The 22,203-nt window shown below is 60.1% G+C and carries 18 protein-coding genes, 1 tRNA gene and 1 pseudogene; 8 read left to right on the forward strand and 12 right to left on the reverse strand.

What is annotated here, in order from left to right:
* The first annotated feature begins 122 nt into the window (after positions 1-122).
* The 6 genes from ACFQ3C_RS13615 (at position 123) to ACFQ3C_RS13640 (ending at position 6,166) form a co-directional block, all read left to right on the forward strand.
* A complete protein-coding gene (locus ACFQ3C_RS13615; RefSeq protein ID WP_380792831.1) occupies positions 123-800 on the forward strand; it encodes a hypothetical protein in 678 nt (225 codons plus the stop codon).
* 553 nt (positions 801-1,353) lie between these two features.
* Entirely contained in the window at positions 1,354-2,640 is a 1,287-nt protein-coding gene (locus ACFQ3C_RS13620) for a tyrosine-type recombinase/integrase (RefSeq protein WP_380792833.1), read from the forward strand.
* The gene (locus tag ACFQ3C_RS13625; protein ID WP_380792835.1) at positions 2,633-3,193 is read left to right on the forward strand and encodes a hypothetical protein; all 561 of its coding nucleotides are present in this window, start codon (positions 2,633-2,635) and stop codon (positions 3,191-3,193) included. Before ACFQ3C_RS13620 ends, ACFQ3C_RS13625 begins: the two co-directional genes overlap by 8 nt.
* Before the next feature lie 73 nt (positions 3,194-3,266).
* Positions 3,267-3,488, forward strand: a complete 222-nt coding sequence (locus ACFQ3C_RS13630) for a helix-turn-helix domain-containing protein (protein WP_380792837.1) — start codon at positions 3,267-3,269, stop codon at positions 3,486-3,488.
* On the forward strand, positions 3,485-5,527 hold the full coding sequence (locus ACFQ3C_RS13635; protein WP_380792840.1) for an AAA family ATPase: 2,043 nt from the start codon (positions 3,485-3,487) through the stop codon (positions 5,525-5,527). The genes ACFQ3C_RS13630 and ACFQ3C_RS13635 overlap by 4 nt, the downstream gene beginning before the upstream one ends.
* 24 nt (positions 5,528-5,551) lie before the next feature.
* Positions 5,552-6,166, forward strand: a complete 615-nt coding sequence (locus ACFQ3C_RS13640) for a hypothetical protein (RefSeq protein WP_380792843.1) — start codon at positions 5,552-5,554, stop codon at positions 6,164-6,166.
* Positions 6,167-6,342: 176 nt separating this feature from the next.
* Here ACFQ3C_RS13640 and ACFQ3C_RS13645 read toward each other — a convergent pair.
* The 11 genes and pseudogenes from ACFQ3C_RS13645 to ACFQ3C_RS13695 form a co-directional block, all read right to left on the reverse strand.
* Positions 6,343-6,555, reverse strand: a pseudogene (locus tag ACFQ3C_RS13645) (IS6 family transposase); the annotation flags it as partial.
* A gap of 118 nt (positions 6,556-6,673) precedes the next feature.
* Positions 6,674-7,195 (reverse strand): DUF2478 domain-containing protein, encoded by a 522-nt coding sequence (locus ACFQ3C_RS13650; protein WP_380792845.1) that lies wholly within the window; start codon positions 7,193-7,195, stop codon positions 6,674-6,676.
* A gap of 11 nt (positions 7,196-7,206) precedes the next feature.
* Entirely contained in the window at positions 7,207-8,487 is a 1,281-nt protein-coding gene (locus tag ACFQ3C_RS13655; protein WP_380792847.1) for a molybdopterin molybdotransferase MoeA, read from the reverse strand.
* On the reverse strand, positions 8,484-9,116 hold the full coding sequence (locus tag ACFQ3C_RS13660) for a carbonic anhydrase (protein WP_380792849.1): 633 nt from the start codon (positions 9,114-9,116) through the stop codon (positions 8,484-8,486). Before ACFQ3C_RS13660 ends, ACFQ3C_RS13655 begins: the two co-directional genes overlap by 4 nt.
* Positions 9,106-9,675: a hemerythrin domain-containing protein gene (locus ACFQ3C_RS13665; RefSeq protein WP_380792851.1), complete on the reverse strand. Its 570-nt coding sequence runs from the start codon at positions 9,673-9,675 to the stop codon at positions 9,106-9,108. The genes ACFQ3C_RS13660 and ACFQ3C_RS13665 overlap by 11 nt, the downstream gene beginning before the upstream one ends.
* Before the next feature lie 20 nt (positions 9,676-9,695).
* Positions 9,696-10,490: a peptidylprolyl isomerase gene (locus tag ACFQ3C_RS13670; RefSeq protein ID WP_380792853.1), complete on the reverse strand. Its 795-nt coding sequence runs from the start codon at positions 10,488-10,490 to the stop codon at positions 9,696-9,698.
* Positions 10,491-10,495: 5 nt separating this feature from the next.
* Positions 10,496-11,281, reverse strand: coding sequence for a respiratory nitrate reductase subunit gamma (narI, locus tag ACFQ3C_RS13675; RefSeq protein WP_380792855.1), 786 nt, complete (start codon positions 11,279-11,281; stop codon positions 10,496-10,498).
* Position 11,282: 1 nt separating this feature from the next.
* A complete protein-coding gene (gene narJ, locus ACFQ3C_RS13680) occupies positions 11,283-12,002 on the reverse strand; it encodes a nitrate reductase molybdenum cofactor assembly chaperone (RefSeq protein WP_380793340.1) in 720 nt (239 codons plus the stop codon).
* Positions 12,003-12,004: 2 nt separating this feature from the next.
* Complete coding sequence (gene narH / locus ACFQ3C_RS13685) at positions 12,005-13,531, reverse strand: nitrate reductase subunit beta (RefSeq protein WP_380792857.1); 1,527 nt, start codon at positions 13,529-13,531, stop codon at positions 12,005-12,007.
* Positions 13,528-17,274: a nitrate reductase subunit alpha gene (locus tag ACFQ3C_RS13690; RefSeq protein ID WP_380792861.1), complete on the reverse strand. Its 3,747-nt coding sequence runs from the start codon at positions 17,272-17,274 to the stop codon at positions 13,528-13,530. Before ACFQ3C_RS13690 ends, narH begins: the two co-directional genes overlap by 4 nt.
* A 64-nt stretch (positions 17,275-17,338) precedes the next feature.
* Complete coding sequence (locus ACFQ3C_RS13695; RefSeq protein ID WP_380792864.1) at positions 17,339-20,062, reverse strand: nitrate/nitrite transporter; 2,724 nt, start codon at positions 20,060-20,062, stop codon at positions 17,339-17,341.
* Between the two features lie 253 nt (positions 20,063-20,315).
* Here ACFQ3C_RS13695 and ACFQ3C_RS13700 point away from each other — a divergent pair, with 253 nt between their 5' ends.
* Together ACFQ3C_RS13700 and ACFQ3C_RS13705 are read left to right on the forward strand one after the other, a co-directional pair.
* Positions 20,316-21,014: a helix-turn-helix domain-containing protein gene (locus tag ACFQ3C_RS13700; protein WP_380792866.1), complete on the forward strand. Its 699-nt coding sequence runs from the start codon at positions 20,316-20,318 to the stop codon at positions 21,012-21,014.
* Between the two features lie 501 nt (positions 21,015-21,515).
* Positions 21,516-21,827, forward strand: coding sequence for an HGGxSTG domain-containing protein (locus ACFQ3C_RS13705; protein ID WP_380793342.1), 312 nt, complete (start codon positions 21,516-21,518; stop codon positions 21,825-21,827).
* Positions 21,828-22,053: 226 nt separating this feature from the next.
* On the opposite strand, the gene ACFQ3C_RS13710 is transcribed toward ACFQ3C_RS13705, so the two are convergent.
* Positions 22,054-22,130, reverse strand: a tRNA-Arg gene (locus tag ACFQ3C_RS13710).
* Positions 22,131-22,203 lie beyond the last annotated feature (73 nt).

The raw sequence follows: 22,203 nt of genomic DNA on the forward strand, positions 1-22,203 counted from the left end.
CCACCGGAACCGTCAACAGGCGGCCATCGCGCCTGCGGCGCCGCACCACAAGAAAGATTGGCCTGTTGCGGGAACTGGCCTAGGCTTGGGGTAGCATTGGCACCTCAAGTGACAGGGCGCACATGAACACATCATCCGTCAGTTGGCCTCTCATTCCTCTGAAGATCGGGCTCCTGAAGGTCGGGGTGCTTCTTCTGCTGGCCGGTTGCACCATGACGCTGGAAGACCGGGAACTGCCGCAGGACCCGTATGGATGGCACGGGGCAGGCAAGATTGTCACGCTGGCGAATATTGGTGACAGCGCCGAACTACGGCGCGGTTACGCAGAAATGGCGCGCGGCGCGGTCTACTTCGGGGCGCTGCATATCGACCCTGTCAGCGCCCGTTATGCCTATGCGCGGAACTGGAATTCGATCGAGGCGGCCATCACTGTCAGCGCAGCAGTCTGCGCCCGGGATGCCGGCAGGCCCTGTACCCTGGCGGCCTTGGCCTTGCCCGATCCCTTGCCGCCCGGCACGCGCCGCGCCAGGGGTTTCAGCGTGCAGACATTGCACCAATTTCGATTGCTCTACGCCGACGTGCAGAAACAGGGTCTTTGGGGGGCCTATGCCATCTCACCGCTGGCGGCGCAGGGGTTTTCGGCGCAAGAACCATCAGAAGCCGCAGCGCGCCAGACGGCCTTGCAGAATTGCACCTTCCGCCTGGAGGCAGAACTGACCCAGATCGGCCCCACCGGCGCAGCAGCTGCGCGGAAAGCCGGTCTTGACCGCTGCGAGGTGGTTCATGTGTCGACGCCATGAATTCACCCGGTCAAGCGAAGCGAAGGCGGCAGGCCTGGTGACCTGCAAGAGAGGGGCCTTGGCTGTAGGCCGGGCGTTTCTTTTGCAAAAACAGCAAGCTGGCGTTACCCAGATCACAGTCATCTTCGGATACGCCGCCATAGACCCTGCCTGCGCGGCCTTGGCTGGCCGAGTTTCCGCCGCCTGTCCTGTCGGCAGGTTCAGGCACAGCCCCGCTTGTTGACCAGGCAGGGCAGAAAGCGCAGCAAAAAAGGTATCCCTTGATCGGGCCCAGGCATTTTCAGGATATTGGGAGAGATGTGGGGCAAAACGCCTTGAAGGCTGTTTTATCCAACAGTTTCAGGGGTAAGTGGCGGACTGGGGATCCGCCTAACACTAAACCGCCCACATTCAAGAACGTTCTATATAACTTGTTTTACAGTGACTTATCTGAATTTGTAAGTTCAACTATCCGCATCAGTCCGCTTGCGTTCCCATAAAACCGGGCTATTTTAGGGGAACGTTTATGGGAACGACCACCGCATCGTCACGGTGTTGCTGAAGGACAGCCCCAATGCCAAAGAAGCTGAGCAAAGCGTTGACGCCCCTGCAGGTAAAAAACGCCAAGCCGGGACGCCATGCCGATGGTGATGGCTTGCATCTGCTGGTCAAAAAGACTGGATCGCGGTCTTGGGTTTACAGATTTATGCTGGATGGCAATGCACGCGATGTCGGGTTGTCCCGGTGCCCTGAGGCAATGGAGCTACTGCGCAGGTCGGGCGGCGAAGAACTAACCCTGGCACAAGCCCGTGACGTCGCTGCGATATATCGCATGAAGGTCAAGGCGGGGATTGACCCACTGGCAGAGCGTGAAGAGGCTGCAGCAAAGGCCGCTGCGGCAAAGCAAGCGCAGCAGGTGGCCAGCGTGACCTTCAAGGCCACTGCTGAGGCATATATCGAGGCCAATGAGGACAACTGGCGCAACGCCAAACACCGCCAACAGTGGAAGAACACGCTGGAAACCTATGCCTACCCTTTCATAGGGGAGATGCCTGTCGCTGAAGTAGACACGCCACATGTGCTCACGGTGCTGGAACCGATCTGGAAGGCCAAGCCCGAGACCGCCGGGCGGGTTCGTGGCAGGATTGAAGCGATCCTGGATGCAGCCAAAGTAAGGGGGTACAGGAAAGGCGAGAACCCTGCACGCTGGCGCGGCCATCTGTCCCAGATACTACCAGCCCGCACAAGGCTGTCGCGGGGCCACCACAAGGCCGCCCCCTATGCTGAGATACCGGACATCCTGCGCCAACTGCGAACGCGCAAGGCAGTTGCAGCGCTTGCCCTAGAGTTCACCATTTTGACAGCGGCCCGCACTGGCGAAGCGATTGGCGCAACCTGGGCAGAAATTGACCTGGACAAGGCTGTCTGGACCATTCCAGCAAGCCGCATGAAGGCAAGCCGGGAGCACCGCGTACCACTGCCAGATCGGGCCATGGCCATTTTGGAAGCGGTCAGAAAGCTGGGGAGCCCGTGGGTTTTCCCCGGCGCAAGAGGCGGTCAAATGTCGGGCATGGCCATGGCTATGCTGCTGAGACGGATGAAAAGCGAGGTCACAGTGCACGGGTTTCGGTCCAGCTTCCGCGACTGGGCCGCCGAATGCACCGGCTATCCGCACGAGGTCTGCGAAATGGCGCTGTCACACAGCATAGGGAACAAGGTCGAAGCTGCGTATCGGCGCGGCGATCTGTTCGAGAAACGGCGGCGCCTGATGGCCGAATGGGCTGATTTCTGCGCAGGTGGCAGCGCGGTAAGCGGTGAAGTAGTGCCACTACGGGCAGCTTCGGGCCCTCAAAATGGCTGAGCGCATTTTTGCAGAGGTTCAAGACGAGCTCGCACAGGTTTGGCAACCGAAGTTCGACCAAGCTGAAAGCGATGCCGAACGTGGCGCAATTCTGCTGGAGTTTGTGCTGGAGAGGGAGCGCTTCCGCAGTGGCATAACTGCACCGGGGGAAGAGAGAGATGGCCTCGACCGCAAGACACTTGAAAAGCTGTGTCATCCTGAGACACTTGGCCCCAAGTTCAGTCGCGACGAAGCGGTTTTCCGTCGTCTCGCAAGCGACCCAGCTTCAGCGGCCACATATTTGATGCAGGCTATTCGCGAAAGAAACGAACAACAGTCAGCGCGGGCCAGAAAGCCCCGCCCCCGACGCAGGGACAGCATCACAAGGCTGATCGAAAACATTGTCATGCATAATCCTAAGATCAGCGCAAAAGACCTTGGGCGAAAACTAGAGACCGATTGCGACATAACTCTTCTGGATGCCGAATATCGTCACAACATCGACGCGTCTGTCCTGAAGGTTTCAAATCTCCCAAGCCGCGTGTCGGACGCGAGGAAGCGTCTCTCAGGGTAATTTTCGGGTTAGCCAGGTTAAGCCTGTCTGTCCTTTGCTGAACTACCTCGGTCAACAATGATCGAGGTCAACCATGCCCAGCACTATACACACCCCAAAACTCGCCTACAGCATCCGCGAGGCCTGTGAAGCATCAAGCTTGGGCAGGACAACCATTTATGCGCTGATCGGCGCAGGTAAGTTGCAAGCCGTACGGGTGGGAGGCAGGACGGTTATTCCAGCGACGAGTCTCAGCGCCTTGGTCGGCATGGCATGCGAACGCGATACCACACTTGGCAACACGGCCGCATCATGACCGTGCCAGCAAAAGAGCCAAAAGTCTTGCCTGTCTGCGCGGACAGGATCCCCCCTTTTCTTAAGGGACTCAATCAATGGGTAGTCTGGGGCGCGGTTGCAAAAAAGGGCGGTCGCGTGAACAAAGTGCCGATCGATCCGACCACTGGACTACCGGTCAATGCGCATGATCCGCAGAACCACCTGAGCTTCAATAAGGCACTTTCTGCCTACCAAGCGGGGAAGGCGGATGGTGTGGGCATTGTTCTGACAGGTGAACCAGTACGGCACGAAGAAGACGGGCAGCCGGTGTTCCTCGTCGGAGTTGATCTGGACAAGGTCCACGCGGACCCCGAACGGGCGGCACAGTTGCTAAGACCGTTGCGCGGGGCTTACGTGGAAAGATCGCCAAGCGGCCAAGGTCTGAGGGTATTCTGCTTGTCACACCACAAGCCCCACAGCGGGCAGGGGGCGGGAGGTGAAATCTATGCACAGGGGCGGTTCCTTACAGTGACGGGGCAAAGCGCGCGCGGCACAATTCGTGACTGCACCGAGGGTGTGCAGGTTCTGGAACGGTTGCTCTGGCCTGAAAAAACACGTCACAGCGAAAACGTGGTGCCGTTTCCAAACGAACTCTTCGAAGTCAACCAGCGCATAATTCGTAGCGGGTGGGTCGAAACGCCCGAGAACATTACCGGTGTCAGGAATGCTCTGACCTACATACCACCAGAGTCCGAATATGACCTGTGGCGGTCAATCATCTGGGCAATTGCATCGTTGAATTGGACCTGTGGGCTAGAGGTTGCAGAAAAGTGGAGCTCAGGAAGTGCGGCACATTGGAACCACGATGACGGGGAAGAAGTGCGGCGCGCTATCGCCGCGCTGTTTGAGCAATATCGGTCAGATAGGGGGATCAGCATCGGGACGCTTTATCATCATGCTTATGAGAACGGCCTGCCGCGCCCTGAGCGGCCAACATCGCCTTTGTTCGCATTGCCCGACCCCACCAAGCCGACCGCGTCGAGCAATATACAGATCTTGTCACGGGGCGACCTCGATGCGCTCCCGCCTATGCGGTTCACAGTGCCGGGCGTTCTTCCCGAAACTGGGGTCGCGGCCATCTACGGTGAACCAAGTAGCGGCAAAAGCTTTCTGGCGATCGATCTGGCTGCAAAGATTTCTTCCGGCAACCCCACTTGGTTCGGAAGGCATGTCGTCTCGCGCGACGTTGTTTATGTCGCCCTTGAAGGAGGGCGGGGGATACAGCAGCGGTGTCAAGCCTGGGACGTGGTGAACGGGTCACACGCCGGCAAACTAAAGTTCGTTCTTTCCGATCTCAGCCTTCTTGATACGGACGGGGTCGATAGCTTCATAAAAGCTGTCATGAATGCCTGTACGCCTGGCGCGGTCATCGTCATTGACACCCTGGCACAGGCCACGGCAGGCGCAGATGAAAACTCCGCCCAAGACATGGGCTTGGTCATCAAGGCCGCTCAGGCCATCGCCACGGCGATCTCTGGCCTCGTTCTGCTTGTGCACCACAGTGGTAAGGACGCGTCGCGCGGACTGCGAGGGCATTCCGTACTTAATGGCGCAATGGACGCAGTGATCAACGTCGAACGGGATCGTCAGACGGGCCGGCGCAGTTGGCGCGTTACGAAAATGAAAGACGCGGATGATGGGGCGTCCGGGCAATTCGAGCTTGAGGGGGTCGCCCTGGGCACGGACAAGCAAGGCGAACGCGTTACCAGTTGCGCCGTTAGAGAGCTGACCGCCATATCCGCCTCATCTACCGGTAAGCCGGCAATGCCGACGGGTCAAAATCAGCGGGCTGTATTTGATGCACTGCGCGCCCGACAGGATGCGAATAAGGGGTGGGACAGAGCGATTGTTAACCAGATCGCCAAGGAGGCACTCAACAGCGTTCAAAGTCAGCACCGCGCGACCCGTGCAAAGTCAGCGATCGAGGGCCTTATCGACGGCGGCTATATCAACGTTGATGAGGGGGATATTTTTCACCTCACTCTTCCACCGGATCACCCACCGCCCGCTCCCCTATAGGGGGGAGCGGGGCGGGGCGGTGGTGTGATCACCACCTATTGCCACCGTTTCGGTGATTTCGGTGGTGTCGCTTCCCCTTCATCCAAGAGGTGCTGCGCAAACCAGAAAAAGGAAACCCTCATGCGTCCAATCAAACCATGCCGAAAAGCTTTCAACGAAGCCCAGGCATTCCGTGCCACCGTTCCACTGCCCAAGGGTCGATACAAGCTTGAACAGGCCCAGTGGGAACTGCGGCGCTTTCGATCCGACATCGACAGCATCATCAAGATTGTCCGCAATGGCAATGCAAAGACTGCCAAAGCTGCGCTGGTGTGCTGCGCGCCCGCAGAGCGCGCAGTATTCCTCAAACGTATACCGCGGCACATCGCCAACATCCTCGGTCGCTTGATCCTACCCGCAATTGCCAAACTTGAAGCCGATGGCGTATCGCGGCAGCAAGCAAGAACACTCCTGCAAGACGCCAAGCAACGGGCTGACGATATAATAGACAATGCCGATCACGTTCACCGCCTGCTGAAGGCGGGCATTAAGACCGAATACGACGCTATGCGGGCCGGTGGCTCTCATCTCCGTCAGTTGGTCGACAGCGCCGAAGACCTCGTACAGACGGCGCTCGCGCTATGTCCGGTCGATAGTTGACCAGGTCGGTGGTGGCGGCGATGCGGCCATCACCGACCCGCATCCTCGCAACGTTGAAAGTAGCTAACGCTATTCTTGCCGCGTTCGTGCGAATACTTCTGACGGTGCTGCCAGACATATTCGAACCCTTCTCGTCCCCGACAGTGCCATTGCTAGTTGGAGAATGCGCGCATTCAGCTAACCCGCTTTCTGCGGACCGCCGCGGCAAACATCGGGCCAAATCTATTCCACCAAAACCGAACCGTTTCATGGCTGATCTCGATGCCCCGCTCATGGAGCAAGTCTTCGACGTTCCGAAGCGAAAGCGAGAACCACACGTACAGCATGACCGCCAGGCGGATGATCTCAGGGCTGGTTTTGAAATACCGAAATGGGCTGCGTTTTGTCATCTGGCGAGGCTATGAAACCGCCATGCCCGTCTCAAGCCGAATTGTTCTTACAGTGCCCGGCCATGCACTCACGCGTGAAGCCGGGCCACTGGGTAGTGGCAAGGCAATTCTTTTCTGTTCAGACCATTAGGACGGTCGGTGCTGTCACTTCTTCCACCCAAGCCATCAGCGCAGCGGGTTCTGGTGGCAGCGGGATTGCCAGGCCTTCAGCGAAAGTCTCGAAGGCCGGTTGGTTTAGAATATTGAGGCCGACAAGTACTGGGATATCCATTTCAACTGCCTTGGCGATAATGTCACGAAACCCCCGCCCTTCGGCTTCATGTTTGCCGAATTTGTTAATGATCAACAGGTCCGCACCGGATGACAGCCCGGTCGCGACAAGCCCTACCGCCGTTTCCAGCGCGGCCGGATCAAGGCGACACCCCCGTGCAAGCGCGCCGAGATCTTGGCTGATGCGCAGAACCGCACCATGGGGCAACACCCGCACATCCATGTCGCATGGGCCTGCATCGGCGCGCTCACTATTGATCTGGACGGTCCCGCAACATTTGATGCCGCGGCCGGCGAGATCGTTTGCCAGCCGTTGAAGCAACAGATCAGTATCGCCGCGTTCCGACGCCATCGTGTAGGCAAGTTTCATGTCAGCTCTCCTCAAGATTGGCTGAAGGGATGGAATTCGACCAGCGCACCAGCCGGCAGGCTGTCCGTATCGGCGGGTAGAAACATCAGCCCATCCGCCAATGGAAGGCATCCGACACGCGCTGAATGAGTGGCATCCTCAAAACTGATGATCTCGCGCCCTTGGGCGTCGAATCCTGCAAGCGATACAGGCCTGAGTTCACAGCGCCCTGGTTTGCGGTAGATCGCAGCTTCGGTAACGACGTGCCGACGGGTCGGAGCACCGGCCACCTCGCCGGTCAGACCACGGACCAACGCCATTCCGAACACCTGCCAAGTGACGAAGGCCGCAACCGGATTGCCGGGCAAGCCAAGCCAATACGCCTTCCCGATACGCCCAACAGACACCGGTTTACCTGGCTTGATCGCCACGCCACTGAACAGGGTTTCGCCACCGAGTTTCAGGAAGGCAGGCTTCACATGGTCTTCTTCCCCGACCGAGATGCCGCCGGTGGTTATGACTAGATCGGCTTGTGCCGCCATGTTGCCCAATTGACGGACTAGGCCCGGAAGACTGTCGGCAGCATGAGCAGAGACTACTATATCAAGGCCTAATTCGGCAAAGCTTGCTGAAAGCATCGGCCTGTTCACGTCCCAGATCTGTGCGGCCTCTCGCACACCTCCGGCACGACGCACCTCGTCGCCGGTGACCAGAAGAGCCACGCGCAGCTTTCGCCGGACCCTGACGACCCCTGCGCCTGCTGCGGCGCAGGCGGCGATGTCCCTCGGTCCCAGCCTTTTGCCCTTGTCCAAGATGGTCGCGCCCTTGGCCATGTCGCTGCCTGCAAGGCGGATGTTCAGCCCTGGTGCAGGACGGCGGGTCAGGTGAATTACGTCACCGTCGCGCAGGACGTCTTCCTGCATCACGACAGCGTCCGCGCCATCCGGAATCGGTGCGCCTGTGAAGATACGCGCCGCCACAGCCCCAGCGACCGATGTCTTGGCCTCCTGCCCGGCAGGAACGCGCGCCACCACCTGGAGCACCCAGGGGCCGGGCCCCGTGAGGGCCGACGTTGCGATCGCATAGCCATCCATGGCAGCATTATCGAAGGCTGGTACCATCGAACGGGACCGGACCGATTGGGCGAGAATGCGGCCGACGGCGCTGTCCAACGCCACAGCCTCTGTTCTGCCGACCGGTGCGGCATGCGCCGCAATCCGGGCAATTGCCTCGTCCATAGTGATAAGGGAATGAATCATGTCCTGACGGTCACAGCCGCAACCTTGTGATGCTATCGACAAATGAATGGTCATTGCGCCGCCTCCTGCCCGAAATGGTCCACCTGGAAATGTCCAGGTCCGATACTGCAATCGAGGTCGCGCAAGCGCCCGTCCTTTAGTCCGTAGATCAAACCATGCACGCGGATATCAGCCCCTTGGCGCCATGCCCGCTGCAGGATCGGTGTCTCGCAGACCCGCCGCACGCCCTCGACGACATTCCATTCCGCCAATCGATCGCGCTGCGCCTCGAGGTTGGGCTCGCGTCCCAGATCGACCGCGTAGTTTCGGCCGAGGCGCCGGATCGGCTCCAGCCAGTGATCGGCCAGTCCATGCGGCAAGTCCTCGGTCGCAGCCTTGACGCCGCCGCAGCCGTAGTGGCCACAGACGACAATCTCACGCACGTTCAGGGCCTCGACCGCGAATTCCAGTGCAGACAGTAGGTTCATATCCGAGGAATGGACGATATTGGCGACGTTGCGATGGACGAAGACTTCGCCCGGATCGAGCCCCGCAACCACGTTGGCCGGAACCCGACTGTCCGAACAGCCGATCCAAAAGAACTCAGGGGCCTGAAGGGCGGCAAGGCGGGTGAAATAATCCGGTTCTTCGGCATGACGTCGTTGCGACCATTCCAGGTTACGCTCCAAAAGATCAATCAACATCGGTGGCCTCCTCAAAATCGCTCAGTCCGCGCCGTGAAAGCATGTGTTTGGATAAGGTTCGCAGATCGACCCGAGTCAGTCTGGCCCTAGCAATAGGCAAAAGAATCGCGTTCTCGGCAACGAGGTGCCTGCGCACGCGCGCCGCAAACCTGGACAATACCGTGCGATCCTCGGGGGTCAGATCGGCACCGCTATCCAGGCAACCAGCCAGCATCTCACGCACTTGAGGCAGCAAACGCATCGCCTCATCCTGATCGGCTTTGATCCGGTCGATCACGCCCTCAATCGCATCCTCTTGCGTGCAGCGCTTGGCAAGAAGCGGGAAAAGGTCCTCCTCTTCGTCGCGCAGGTGGACATTCATTTCTTCGTTCAGAAAGCGCAGCACACTCATTGTTGCCTGGCGATTGAGGGAGTCCGCCGTTGCCAGCCCGTCGATCACTGCGCAAATCTGACGTTCACGCAGGTGGTCTTCGCTGATGAAGACCAGAGGATTTGCAAGCAGGCTCGGGTTCGTCGGTTTATCACCGCTCCCACGCAGCGTTGGCTCTGACGGTTTCATCACACGTCCTTTCGCGTGGCTCAGATCGGCGCAAGGCTGGCGCCGGTGATCTGTGCGCCTTGGGCCAGAGTTTCAACGAATTCCCGCGATGCCCGTGCCCAAGCCGCCTTTTCCAGCGCTTGCGCGATCCTGGGGCGCACAGTCTCATAGGGCAGAACCTGACCCGGCGCGGTTGCGTTCAGACGAATGATGTGCCAGCCGTGACGCGAAAGAACGGGCGCGGGGCTGATGCCGCCCTCAGTCAGGGTGAGCAGCGCCGCCTCGAACTCGGGCACGGTGTCGCCGGGTCCAAGCTGACCCAGATGACCACCAGATGCCTTGGAGCCACAATCGCTGTCGCGGGCGGCAGCGGCGAACCCCTTTGCCTCACCATCAAGCCGCGCCAGCAAGGCAACGGCCCGCGCTTCGGCCAGCCCACGCTCGGCATCGTCGCGAGGGTCGCAGGCACACAGGATGTGCGAGACGTCCCATAGCGGCGCAGAGCGGTAGCGGTCGGGGTCCTTTTTCCATTCCGTACGCACCGCGCCCTCCGCGACAGGCGCGATTTCCAGCGCCTCGTCCAGAAGCACGCGGATCAGGGATTCGTCTTCGGTCTCGAAGCGGTTCGGCGCCATTTCGAGCGGGTCGGGCACCAACTTGCGGCGCCTCGCCTCTTGCAACAACAGGGCGCGGATCGTCAGCGCCTGCGCCGCCTTGCGCCAGGCGATGCCGGGTTTGTCCTTGGGTGCAGCGTGGTTCTGGGCCTCGGCGGCGATTGCCGCTAAGGGGATGGTCTCATTGTTCACAACAACATCGGGAAACAGGGCCATGTTCATCGCACTCACTCCGCCGGTGTGTCGGCCATCGGGCCGGATTTACCCTGCCGCGCATCATGCGCACGGCGGCGTTCTTCAAGCGGGCGGCGGCGGCGCGAACGGACGATCTGGTAGCCCGGCCGCGTCAGCAGGTAGCGGAAGGGTGCTGCGAAACCGGACCAGATGTGCACGAGCCGGGTAAAGGGGAACAGGATGGTGATGATCAGCCCAAGGAAGATATGCAACTTGTAAAGCCAATGCACGTCCACCACGGTCACCCAGGCATTGATGTTCCACGTCACGACGCTTTGCGACCAGGTCATGAACCGGACCATTTCCGACCCGTCCATGTGCTGCAGCGTCTGGGTGATCGTCAGTAGGCCGATGGCCAACTGCAGCCAGATCAGGACCATGATCAGGATGTCGGGAAAGGTCGATGTCACGCGGATACGTGGATCAACCAGTCGGCGATGGATCAGCATCGTCGAACCGATGAGCGCGGCGATACCCGCCGGCCCGCCGATCAGGACCGCCATCCACTGCTTGAGACCATAGGGAATGCCGATCGCATCCAGTACCCAGATCGGGGTGAACAGCCCGACAAGGTGGCCGAAGAACACCGTGAGAATACCGACATGGAACAGGATCGAGCCCCAGATTAACTGCTTACGGCGCAAAAGCTGACTGGATGAGCTTTTCCAGGTAAAGGGATCACGTTCATAGCGGGCGATCGAGCCCACCAGGAAAACCGTAAGGGCCACGTAGGGCATCACCCCGAACAGCATGAAGTTGATATCGAAATTGTCGAACATGTCATGCGCTCCTGTTCAAATTGGTGGCGGGGGGGGCCGCCTTGAGGGTCGGCTTGTCCATCAGGGCCAGCATGTCGCGGACCTGTGGACAGCCCGCATTCGGGTCGGGGCCGAAAGTGACCTCGGTTTCCTCCCAGACCGCGTCCAGCGCATCCAGGTCGGTTGGGTCGTCGTCAGGTTGGGCCAGCATCTCGGCCACCGTACCAGCATCGGCTTGTGCCCCGGCAAGCTGGGAAAGAGCGGCGAACGCGGCGGCATATCCGCTCTCGCGCCGCACCAGACGGGTGGCAAGCGCGTCGAAGATATGGGCCGCGTCCGCCAAAGTGTCCTGCACTTCTGCGAAGGGACGCGTCGACAGGAATTCCAGCAGCACCGGCAGGTGGTCCGGCAATTCCGAGGTGGCGGGTTCGAACCCGCCCTCCCGGTAGGTCTCGATCAGGCTGACCATCGCCCCGCCCCTGTCCCGGCTTTCGCCATGGACATGTTCGAACAGATTCAATGACAAGGTGCGCGACCGGTCGAAAAGCATGACATAGCTTTCCTGCACGTCGAACAGATCCCCCTGCCCCACGCTTTCGGCAAGCCCGTGCAACGCGGCCCGCGTCTCTTCCGCGATACGGGGATCGGCGCCCAGAATGGCCCCGATATCGGGCATGGCGGCCTGAAGCTCCTGCGAGGGGTAGCTCAGCGTCAGTGACAGGGCCTTGAGTGTGCGGTCCATCATCAGAATGACTCCAGCGGAAGGGCAAAGGACTTCTTCTTACCGCCGAACAGGGTCGTCTTGCCCGTCTCGCCGGTGGAACAGCCATTGCCGTCGGTGAACCCGCAGCCGCCGCGGATGTCGGCGCCTGCTTCGTTCTGTTCGCGATGCGCGGTGGGGATCGCGAAACGATCCTCGTAATCGGCAATCGCCATGATCTTGTACATGTCCTCGATCATCCGGCCCGACATGCCGACGCGGGCGGCGATGCCTTCGTCGCGCACGCCATCCACGGTCAGCGCCCGCATGTAGAGCCGCATTGCGGACATGCGTTCCAGCGCGTGAACGATGGGGTCCTCGTCGCCCGCCGTCAGCATATTGGCCAGGTACTTCACCGGGATGCGCAAGGAGCGCACATCGGGCATCTGGTCGCTCATCGCGATCTGGCCGGCCTGGGCGGCGTTCTGGATCGGCGAAAGCGGCGGGATGTACCAGACCATCGGCAGCGTCCGGTATTCCGGATGCAGCGGGAAGGCGACCTTCCACTCCATCGCCATTTTCCAGATCGGACTGATCTTGGCGGCCTCGATCCAGTCTTCTGGCACACCGTCGCGACGGGCGGCTGCGATTACCTCGGGGTCGTTGGGATCAAGGAACACATCGAGTTGCGCGCCGTAGAGATCGGTCTCGCGCTCGCTGCTTGCCGCCGCTTCGATCTTGTCGGCATCGTAAAGGATCACGCCAAGATAGCGTATTCGCCCGACGCAGGTTTCCGAACATACTGTCGGCTGACCGCTCTCGATGCGCGGATAGCAGAAGGTGCATTTCTCGGATTTGCCCGATTCCCAGTTGTAGTAGACCTTCTTGTAGGGACAGCCCGAGATGCACATCCGCCAGCCGCGGCATTTCTCCTGGTCGATTAGGACGATGCCGTCTTCTTCGCGCTTGTAGATCGCGCCCGATGGGCAGGACGCGGAACAGGTAGGGTTGAGGCAATGCTCGCACAAGCGCGGCAGATACATCATGAAGGTATTCTCATACTCTCCATAGATTTCCTTCTGCACATCCTCGAAGTTGTAGTCCTGCGACCGCTTCGAGAATTCGCCACCCAGGATTTCCTCCCAGTTCGGCCCCTTCTCGATCTTCTCCATCCGCTCGCCGGTAATCTTCGACCGGGGCCGCGCGGTGGGAAAAGCGTTCATGTCGGGCGCCGACTTCAGGTGGTCGTAGTCGAAATCGAACGGCTCGTAATAGTCGTCGATCTCGGGCATCGATGGGTTGGCGAAGATGTTCGCCAAGATCCGCCATTTCGCCCCCTGCTTGGGGTGCAGCTTGCCGCTCGCCGAGCGGGCCCACCCACCGTTCCAGCGCTTCTGGTTTTCCCAGTCGGTGGGATAGCCGGTACCGGGCTTGGTCTCAACGTTGTTGAACCACGCGTATTCGACTCCTTCCCGCGTGGTCCACACGTTCTTGCAGGTGACTGAGCAGGTGTGACACCCGATGCATTTGTCGAGGTTCAGGACCTTGCCGATTTGTGCGCGAACTCTCATTCCGCTGCCTCCACTTTGCGGGTTGCGGGCGCGTCCAGCCAGTCAACCTTTTTCATCTTCCGCACGATCACGAATTCATCCCGGTTACTGCCCACGGTGCCGTAGTAGTTGAAACCGTAGGACAGCTGCGCGTAGCCGCCGATCATGTGTGTGGGTTTCAGGGTGGCGCGGGTTACCGAGTTGTGGATCCCGCCACGGTTGCCGGTCTTTTCCGACCCGGGGGTGTTCACGATCTTTTCCTGCGCGTGGTACATGAATAGCGTGCCCTGCTTGATCCGCTGGGACACGACCACCCGCGCGGTTAACGCACCGTTGATGTTGTAGGCCTCGACCCAGTCGTTATCGACCAGCCCCGCCTTCTGAGCGTCCACCTCGGACATCCAGACCACCGGCCCACCCCTGTTCAGCGTGAGCATCAGCAGGTTGTCGGTATAGGTGCTATGGATGCCCCATTTTTGGTGGGGCGTGATGAAGTTCAGCACCACATGCAGGCTGCCCTCGGCCGCGTCGTTGTTGACGGCTGCTGTGATGGTCTTGAGGTCCACCGGCGGGCGATAGCTGACAAAGCCTTCGCCGAACGCGCGCATCCACAGGTGATCCTGGTAAAGCTGCTGCCGCCCGGTGAGGGTCCGCCACGGGATCAGTTCGTGGACGTTGGTATAGCCCGCGTTGTAGCAGACCTCCTCACTTTCGATCCCCGACCATGTGGGGCTGGAGATGATCTTGCGCGGTTGCGCCGCGATATCGCGGAAGCGGATCTTGGTGTGATGCGCGCCTTCCGCCAGATGGGCATGGTGGCGGCCGGTGGGCTTCTCCAGTTCCTCCCAGGCCTTTACGGCCACCTCGCCGTTGGTCTCGGGCGCCAGCATCAGGATCATCTCGGCCGCGTCGATGGCGGTTTCGAGTTTCGCGTGCCCTTTGGACACGCCCTCGTCCTGCACCACACCGTTGAGGTCGCGCAGATGCTTGACCTCGACCTTGGTATCCCAAGTGATGCCCTTGCCGCCATTGCCCAGCTTTTCCAGCAGCGGGCCAACCGAGGTGAACTTCTTGTAGAGATTGGGGTAATCCCGCTCGACCGTGATGTAGTTCGGCGCGGTCTTGCCAGGGACCAGGTCGCATTCGCCCTTTTTCCAGTCCTTCACATGAGCCTGCGCCAGTTCGCCGGGGGTATCGTGCAGCAACGGAAGCTGGACGATGTCTGTCTCGACCCCAAGCACCTCGGGCGCGACTTCCGAAAACTTGCGGGCAATCGACTTGAATATCTCCCAGTCCGACTTGCTCTCATAGGCAGGATCCACCGCAGCCTGCAGCGGGTGGATGAACGGGTGCATGTCAGAGGTGTTCAAGTCGTCCTTTTCGTACCAAGACGCCGTGGGCAGCACGATGTCGGAATAGACGCAGGTGGTGGACATGCGGAAGTCGATGGTGACCAGCAGGTCGAGTTTCCCCTTCGGAGCCTCATCATGCCATACGGCCTCCTTGGGCATCACACCGCCTTCCTCGCCCAGATCCTTGCCCATCACGCCGTGATCAGTGCCCAGAAGGTGCTTGAGGAAGTATTCGTGGCCCTTGCCGCTGGACCCCAACAGGTTGGACCGCCAGACGAACAGGTTGCGTGGCCAGTTTTCCGGCGCATCCGGGTCCTCACAGGACATTTGCAAATCGCCGGATTTCAGCTGCTCGACAACATAGTCCTTGATCTCTTTGCCGGCCTTCTTCGCCGCCCTTGACACCTCTAGCGGGTTGGTCTTCAGCTGCGGCGCAGACGGCAGCCAGCCCATGCGCTCAGCCCGGATGTTGTAGTCGATCAGGCTGATGTCCCAGTCACCTTCGGGCGCCGTGGGCGACAGGATCTCGCCCGCGCGCAGCGTCTCGTAGCGCCACTGATCGGTGTGGGCATACCAGCAGGAGGTCGAGTTCATGTGCCGCGGCGGACGATTCCAGTCGAGCGCGAAGGCTAGCGGCTGCCAGCCGGTCTGCGGGCGCAGCTTTTCTTGCCCCACATAGTGCGACCAGCCGCCGCCCTCTTGGCCGATGCAGCCGCACATCACCAGCATATTGATGATGCCGCGATAGTTCATGTCCATGTGGTACCAGTGGTTCAGACCGGCCCCCAGGATGACCATAGACTTACCATGCGTCTTTTCAGCGTTGCCCGCGAACTCACGAGCGACTGCGATGATCTTCTCGCGCGCAACCCCGGTAATCTTTTCGGCCCAGGCGGGGGTATAGGGGCTGTCGTCGTCGAAATCCTTCGACACCCAATCGCCGCCCAGCCCACGGTCAAGCCCGTAATTGGCGCAGAACAGGTCGAAGACGGTGGCGACAAGCACTTGCCGGCCATTGGCCAGCGTCACGCGCCGCGCGGGAATGTTGCGGGTCAGTATCTCGGGGTGGTCGCATTTGACGAAATCGCCCGTGGCGGAACCGCCGAAATAGGGAAAATCGACGCCAACGATCTCATCGTGATCGCCCTCCATGATCTGGCTCAGACGCAGTTGGGCCTCGGCACCTTTGGCACGCTGCTCAAGGTTCCACTTGCCCTCTTCGCCCCAGCGGAACCCGATCGAGCCGTTGGGGGCAACGACCTGGCCCGATGCCTCGTCATGGGCGACGGTCTTCCAGTCGGGGTTGTTGGTCTCGCCCAGCTTGCCGTCGAAATCGTCCGCGCGCAGCATACGGCCCGGCACCAGATGGCCGTCCTTTTCATCCAGGCGCACCAGCATCGGCATGTCGGTGTATTTGCGGGCATAGTCCTCGAAATAGGCGGCCTGTCGGTCAAGGTGGAACTCGCGCAGGATCACATGCCCCATGGCCATCGCAAGCGCCGCATCGGTGCCCGCTTGCGGGTTCAGCCATATATCGCCGAACTTGGCAGCTTCGGAATAATCCGGGCTGACCACGGCCGACTTGGTGCCGCGATACCGGACCTCGGTGTAGAAATGCGCGTCGGGCGTGCGGGTCTGCGGCACATTCGAGCCCCAGAGCATCAGGAAGCCCGCGTTGTACCAATCGGCGCTTTCAGGCACGTCGGTCTGTTCACCCCAAGTCTGCGGCGAGGCTGGCGGCAAATCGCAATACCAGTCATAGAAGGACATGCAGGTGCCGCCCAGAAGGCTCAGGTAGCGCGAACCGGCGGCATAGCTGACCATCGACATCGCAGGAATGGGCGAGAAGCCAAACACGCGGTCGGGACCCCAGGTTTTCGCGGTATAGGCGTTGGCGGCCGCGACTATCTCGGTTGCCTCGTCCCATGTGGCCCGTACGAAGCCACCCTTGCCACGCGTCTTGGTATAGGACGCGCGCAGGACAGGATCGTTCTGGATCGCGGCCCAGGCCGCAACCGGGGTCATCGTCTCGCGCATCTTGCGCCAGGCGCGCATCAGGCTGCCCCGGATCAGCGGGTTCTTCACGCGGTTCGCGGAATAGAGATACCAGCTGTAGGACGCCCCCCGCGCACAGCCGCGCGGCTCGTGGTTGGGCAGGCCGGCGCGGGTGCGCGGATAATCCGTCTGCTGCGTTTCCCAGGTTACGATCCCGGACTTGACGTAGATCTTCCAGGAACAGGATCCGGTGCAGTTCACCCCATGGGTCGAGCGGACGATCTTGTCGTGCCGCCAGCGGTTTCTGTAGGTATCCTCCCAGTCGCGGTTCTCGCGGGTGGTCTGACCCCAACCGTCTGAGAATTGCTCCAGTTCCTTGCTCTGGAAGAAGTTCAGTTTATCGAGCAGATGGCTCATTTGGCTGTCCTTTCGGGTGTCCGGTTACGGGCGGCGACCTACGCCGCCCGAGCATTCGGTTGGGTCAGTGTGCGGCTTGGGCGGCGGCACCTTGCGGCACCCGGCCATGTTCGATTTCATGGAGCAGCCCACCGGGGCGCGTGTAGACGGCCCAAGTGATCACCACGCAGATCGCATAGAAGATCAGGAAGCCCCACAGCGCACCAACGGCAGACCCGGTCATTGCAATGGATGTGCCGTAGGCCTTGGGGATGAAGAAGGCGCCGTAAGCCGCGATAGCCGAGGTGAAGGCCGTGATCGCGCCGGATTCCATGGCGATTTGCCGCTTGCGCTCTTCCAGGCCGAGATGCGGCATCAGGCGCGGCACTTCGCGGCCCATGATCACCGGGATCATCTGGAAGGTCGAGGCATTGCCGACGCCCGTCAGGAAGAACAGTGCCATGAAGCAGGCGAAGAAGCCGATGAAGCTGCCGACGCCCAGGAAAAAGATCACGCCAAAGGTGGCGACGATCATCACCGCGAAGGTCCAGAAGGTCACCCGCCCGCCACCGAAACGGTCGCTGATCCAGCCCGTCGCGGCCCGGCTCAGCGCACCGACAAGCGGCCCGAGGAAGACATAGTTCAGCGCGTTGATTTCGGGAAAGGCCAGTTTCGTCAGCAGCGGGAAGCCCGCCGAATAGCCGATGAAGCTGCCGAAGGTACCCGTATAGAGGATGCACATCAGCCAATTGTGCCTGCGCCCGAAGATCACCGACTGATCGGCAAAGCTGGCGCGGGCGTCCGCGATGTCATTCATGCCCAACCAGGCCGCGATAGTGGCCGCAAGGATGAAGGGCACCCATACGAAGCCGGCGTTCTGCATCCAGAGCTCGCCACCGGCGGACATGGTCTGCGGCTGCCCGCCCAGCGCCCCAAAGACCCCCGCCGTGATGACGATGGGCACCAGGAACTGCATGACCGATACGCCCAGATTGCCCAGACCCGCGTTCAGTGCCAGCGCATTGCCCTTTTCGGCCTTGGGAAAGAAATAGCCGATGTTGGCCATGGAAGAGGCGAAGTTGCCGCCGCCGAAACCGCAGAGAAGCGCAAGCACCAAGAAGATGAGGTAGGGCGTCTCAGGGTTTTGCACCGCATATCCGATACCCATCGCGGGCAGCAGCAGCGAAGCGGTCGACAGAGTTGTCCACAGGCGCCCGCCGAAGATCGGCACCATGAAGCTGTAGAAGATCCGCAGCGTCGCCCCCGAGAGGCCTGGCAAGGCGGCCAGCCAGAACAACTGACCCGGTTTGAAATCGAAGCCGATCGCGGGCAGGCGCGCCACCACGACGGACCAGACCATCCAGACAGAAAAGGCCAGCAACAGCGCAGGGATCGAGATCCAGAGGTTGCGCCGCGCAATGGCCCTTCCCTTGTCATTCCAGAACTGGGCGTTTTCCGGCTGCCAGTCGTCAAGAACGCGCGGCATCGCAGTGCGCTCGGGATGATGGACCTCCTGCATCTCGGGAAGTTGCGGCAAGCTGTCCAGGACCTCGCCATGCGCCTTGCGCTCCATCGCGCGGATCGACAGGTGCATCCAGCCGAGTGCAATTGCCACCAGGCCGAACAGCAGGGCAAAGCAGCTTGTGTAGATACCCGTCAGGTCCAGCAGGGCACCGAAGGCGATGGGAAGGATAAAGCCGCCCAGGCCGCCGATCATGCCGACCAGCCCGCCGACGGCACCCACATGATGCGGATAGTAGACCGGTATATGCTTGAACACGGCCGCCTTTCCGAGACTCATGAAGAAGCCGAGCGCGAAAAGAACCGCGATGAAGGGCCAGAACCCCATGCTGGTCGAAAAGGCGATCGGCCCCTCCTTGCCGGCGATGATGTAATCGGTCGGCGGATAGGACAGCATGAACAGGAACAGCATCGAGAAACCGAAGGTCCAGTACATCACCGCGCGCGCACCGAACTTGTCCGAAAGGTGCCCGCCATAGGCTCGGAACAGGCTGGCCGAAAGGCTGAAGGACGCCGCCGCCATGCCCGCCGTCTTCACATCCACGCCATAAACGTCGATCAAGTAGTGCGGCATCCACAGCGCCAGTGCCACGAAGGCACCGAAGACGAAGAAATAATACATCGAGAAGCGCCAGACCTGAAGATTCGCCAGCGGCGCGAACTGTTGGGCCAAGCTGGGTGCCTTGACGCCGGACTTGCGCCGCGCGACCAGTTCGGGATCGTCCTTGGCGAAGATGAAAAAGCCAATCCCCATCAGCGCAAGCCCGATGGCCCAGACATGGGCCACGCCCTGCCAGCCATAAGCCACCATGACGAAGGGGGCGATGAACTTGGTCACCGCCGCCCCGACGTTGCCCGCGCCGAAGATCCCCAGCGCCGTGCCCTGATGGCCGGCATCATACCAGCGCGACACATAGGCCACCCCAATGATGAAGGATCCCCCCGCCAGGCCGACGCCAAGCGCGGCCAGCAGATACATCGGATAGGTGCTGGCCCAGGTCAGCGACCAAGTTGCCACGGCCGTCAGCAGCATCTGTGCCGTGAACACCAAGCGGCCACCGTATTTTTCGGCCCATACACCGAGGAAAAGCCGGGTCAGCGATCCGGTCAGGATTGGGGTCGCCACCAGAAGCCCGAACTGGGTGTCGTTCAGACCCAACTCGGCCTTGATGGCTACACCGATGATGGAAAAGATCGTCCACACCGCGAAGCAGGCGGTAAAGGCGATGGTGCTCAACGCAAGGGCCCGGTTCTGATCCGAACGCGGGATTGTGTCTGTCGTCTGCATGAATGGCCCTCCGGAATTCACGTCCGCCGAAAAAAGCGAGCGATTTGCCCAATGGTCTGACGCGCCTCCCCTGCAGAAGACTTGATCCAAATCAATAATTTCCGCAAATCCTTGAAAACAAATGATTTAGTGAAATTCATCAAGGCGGCGACCAGAAGACTGCAAATCTCCGGAATACATTTTTCAAATGTTCGATTGACTGATAGCCTCTGTCTGCTTGACCAACATCAAGCCAAGAAGGGATAAGCCGACCATGCCTATCAAGACTTTCCCCGAGATTCGCGCCTTGCCGTTGTTTCACAACATGGCGGACGAAAATTTCGATTCGTTGATGCGCGCCGGATATGTGCAGACTTTCCCCCCACAGGTGGAATTGATCTCAGAGGGTGATCCAAGCGATTTCCTGCATGTCGTGGTTGATGGCACCATCGAGCTTTTTGCTGGTTGGAACGGCCGCGAGACTACGATGGCCATGGTACGCCCGGTTTCAACCTTCATCCTAGCAGCAACGATCCGCGACGCGCCTTACCTGATGTCGGCACGCACGGTCGAAAAGGCCCGAATCGTGATGATCCCGTCCGAGGATGTCAGGACGGTGTTCAATCTCGACAATGAATTCGCCCGCGCCGTAGTGACGGAACTGGCGCAATGCTACAGATCCGTGGTCAAATCGGCCAAGGACATCAAGCTGCGCACCTCGCTCGAGCGTCTGGCGAACTACCTTTTGCGCCAGCAGTCCTATGCGGCCGGAAAAGCCAGGTTCGACCTGCCCATCGAGAAGCGCAAGCTGGCGTCATTTCTGGGCATGACTCCGGAAAACCTGTCACGGGCCATCAAGTCGCTGCAGGATTACGGTGTGAACATAGACGGGACCAATGTGCATATCGCGGATCCCACGGACCTTTTGCGACTGGCCAAACCCACGCCATTGATCGACGATCCGCGGCATTGATCTTCAGACCGCGGCGCCAGCAGAAAGGCAACAAGGGGGCGCTCCATATTCGAACATTCGATGGCCTTTTGATGCCGCTCAAACGACCATAACGGAACCGCGAGACTCAGTCCGATCTACTGAGCTTTTCTCCAGTATGAGAAGATCTCTGCCATGGATGCTGCCAGACTAATTCGAACCAGTCTCTGCTTGGAAGTAACACTGACCTTATGCCGCGCAAAGACCACTCCATTCAGCAAGAGCGGCGGCACGGTTGAGTTTAAAATTCGTTCGAGTTGAGAGGCTCTGCCCCCCTGCCGTTCTCAAGCCGGCTTAATCCGACAAGACCAACTGGGATTATACGACAGCTCTGCGACCGCAGGCACACCAAAGACCGCAATCTCGGCTGCCGAGATGACTGGCTTCAACTGTCTGCCTCATTGCTCTTTTCATCAAGATAAACCCGTTGCGCAAACTGACAAAGCATCTCTGGCTGTGGTATCTTGCGTCAAAGAAGGCGGGATGGAACCCAAAGCATTGACCGAACCCTTTACCACCAGTTTCGGCACCAGAGTGGCGCGCTGTCAGGCCAAGAGCAAGCGCAGTGGCGTTCAGTGCCACAAGCCTGCTATGCGCGGTAAGGCCGTATGCCGGACGCATGGGGGCGCCTCTACGGGTGCTAAGACCATGCAAGGCCGAGAGCGTAGCGCGCAGGCCAAGACGATACACGGCTGGGAGACCCGCGAGATCAGGCGCAGACGCGCCGACAAGCTCAGAGAGCTCCGTGCGCTTGAGGGGGCCATGTTGGCCCTCGGAATGCTCAGCCATACCTAACCAGTTCCAATCACAGCATGACGCCAACCTGTTCGTGCGGAATCGTTTGTATAGGTGGAAAGGGGTGTCTTGGCACAATAGGGGGGTACCCCTAGGGTGGGGTCACACTGGGGCAAATTTTGTTTGGTGAGGTGGGGGTGCTGCGCGCTAGCGCGCGCACTATCGGGGAGCCTTTATGGTAACAGGTACGATCAGGCGCAAATAATACAACAATTTCAAGGGTAAGTGGCGGACTGGGGAGGATTCGAACCCCCGACCCCTTGATTCGTAGTCAAGTACTCTATCCAACTGAGCTACCAGTCCGTGGAGGCGGGGTTTAGCCCCAAGGTCCGGGCTTGGCAAGGGGCGATTATGGTTTTTTCGCAGAGCCGCGAAA

The organism is Seohaeicola saemankumensis (genome assembly GCF_042678485.1).
GTDB classification, from domain to species: Bacteria; Pseudomonadota; Alphaproteobacteria; order Rhodobacterales; family Rhodobacteraceae; genus Seohaeicola; species Seohaeicola saemankumensis.

Coding starts and splice junctions, on each gene's coding strand:
- ACFQ3C_RS13705 (WP_380793342.1), top strand. CDS start 21,516: ATGGAACCCAAAGCATTGACCGAACCCTTTACCACCAGTTTCGGCACC.
- ACFQ3C_RS13655 (WP_380792847.1), bottom strand. CDS start 8,487: ATGACCATTCATTTGTCGATAGCATCACAAGGTTGCGGCTGTGACCGT.
- ACFQ3C_RS13665 (WP_380792851.1), bottom strand. CDS start 9,675: ATGAAACCGTCAGAGCCAACGCTGCGTGGGAGCGGTGATAAACCGACG.
- ACFQ3C_RS13700 (WP_380792866.1), top strand. CDS start 20,316: ATGCCTATCAAGACTTTCCCCGAGATTCGCGCCTTGCCGTTGTTTCAC.
- ACFQ3C_RS13660 (WP_380792849.1), bottom strand. CDS start 9,116: ATGTTGATTGATCTTTTGGAGCGTAACCTGGAATGGTCGCAACGACGT.
- narI (WP_380792855.1), bottom strand. CDS start 11,281: ATGTTCGACAATTTCGATATCAACTTCATGCTGTTCGGGGTGATGCCC.
- ACFQ3C_RS13625 (WP_380792835.1), top strand. CDS start 2,633: ATGGCTGAGCGCATTTTTGCAGAGGTTCAAGACGAGCTCGCACAGGTT.
- ACFQ3C_RS13615 (WP_380792831.1), top strand. CDS start 123: ATGAACACATCATCCGTCAGTTGGCCTCTCATTCCTCTGAAGATCGGG.
- ACFQ3C_RS13630 (WP_380792837.1), top strand. CDS start 3,267: ATGCCCAGCACTATACACACCCCAAAACTCGCCTACAGCATCCGCGAG.
- ACFQ3C_RS13695 (WP_380792864.1), bottom strand. CDS start 20,062: ATGCAGACGACAGACACAATCCCGCGTTCGGATCAGAACCGGGCCCTT.
- ACFQ3C_RS13620 (WP_380792833.1), top strand. CDS start 1,354: ATGCCAAAGAAGCTGAGCAAAGCGTTGACGCCCCTGCAGGTAAAAAAC.
- ACFQ3C_RS13690 (WP_380792861.1), bottom strand. CDS start 17,274: ATGAGCCATCTGCTCGATAAACTGAACTTCTTCCAGAGCAAGGAACTG.
- ACFQ3C_RS13635 (WP_380792840.1), top strand. CDS start 3,485: ATGACCGTGCCAGCAAAAGAGCCAAAAGTCTTGCCTGTCTGCGCGGAC.
- ACFQ3C_RS13650 (WP_380792845.1), bottom strand. CDS start 7,195: ATGAAACTTGCCTACACGATGGCGTCGGAACGCGGCGATACTGATCTG.
- ACFQ3C_RS13670 (WP_380792853.1), bottom strand. CDS start 10,490: ATGAACATGGCCCTGTTTCCCGATGTTGTTGTGAACAATGAGACCATC.
- narH (WP_380792857.1), bottom strand. CDS start 13,531: ATGAGAGTTCGCGCACAAATCGGCAAGGTCCTGAACCTCGACAAATGC.
- narJ (WP_380793340.1), bottom strand. CDS start 12,002: ATGGACCGCACACTCAAGGCCCTGTCACTGACGCTGAGCTACCCCTCG.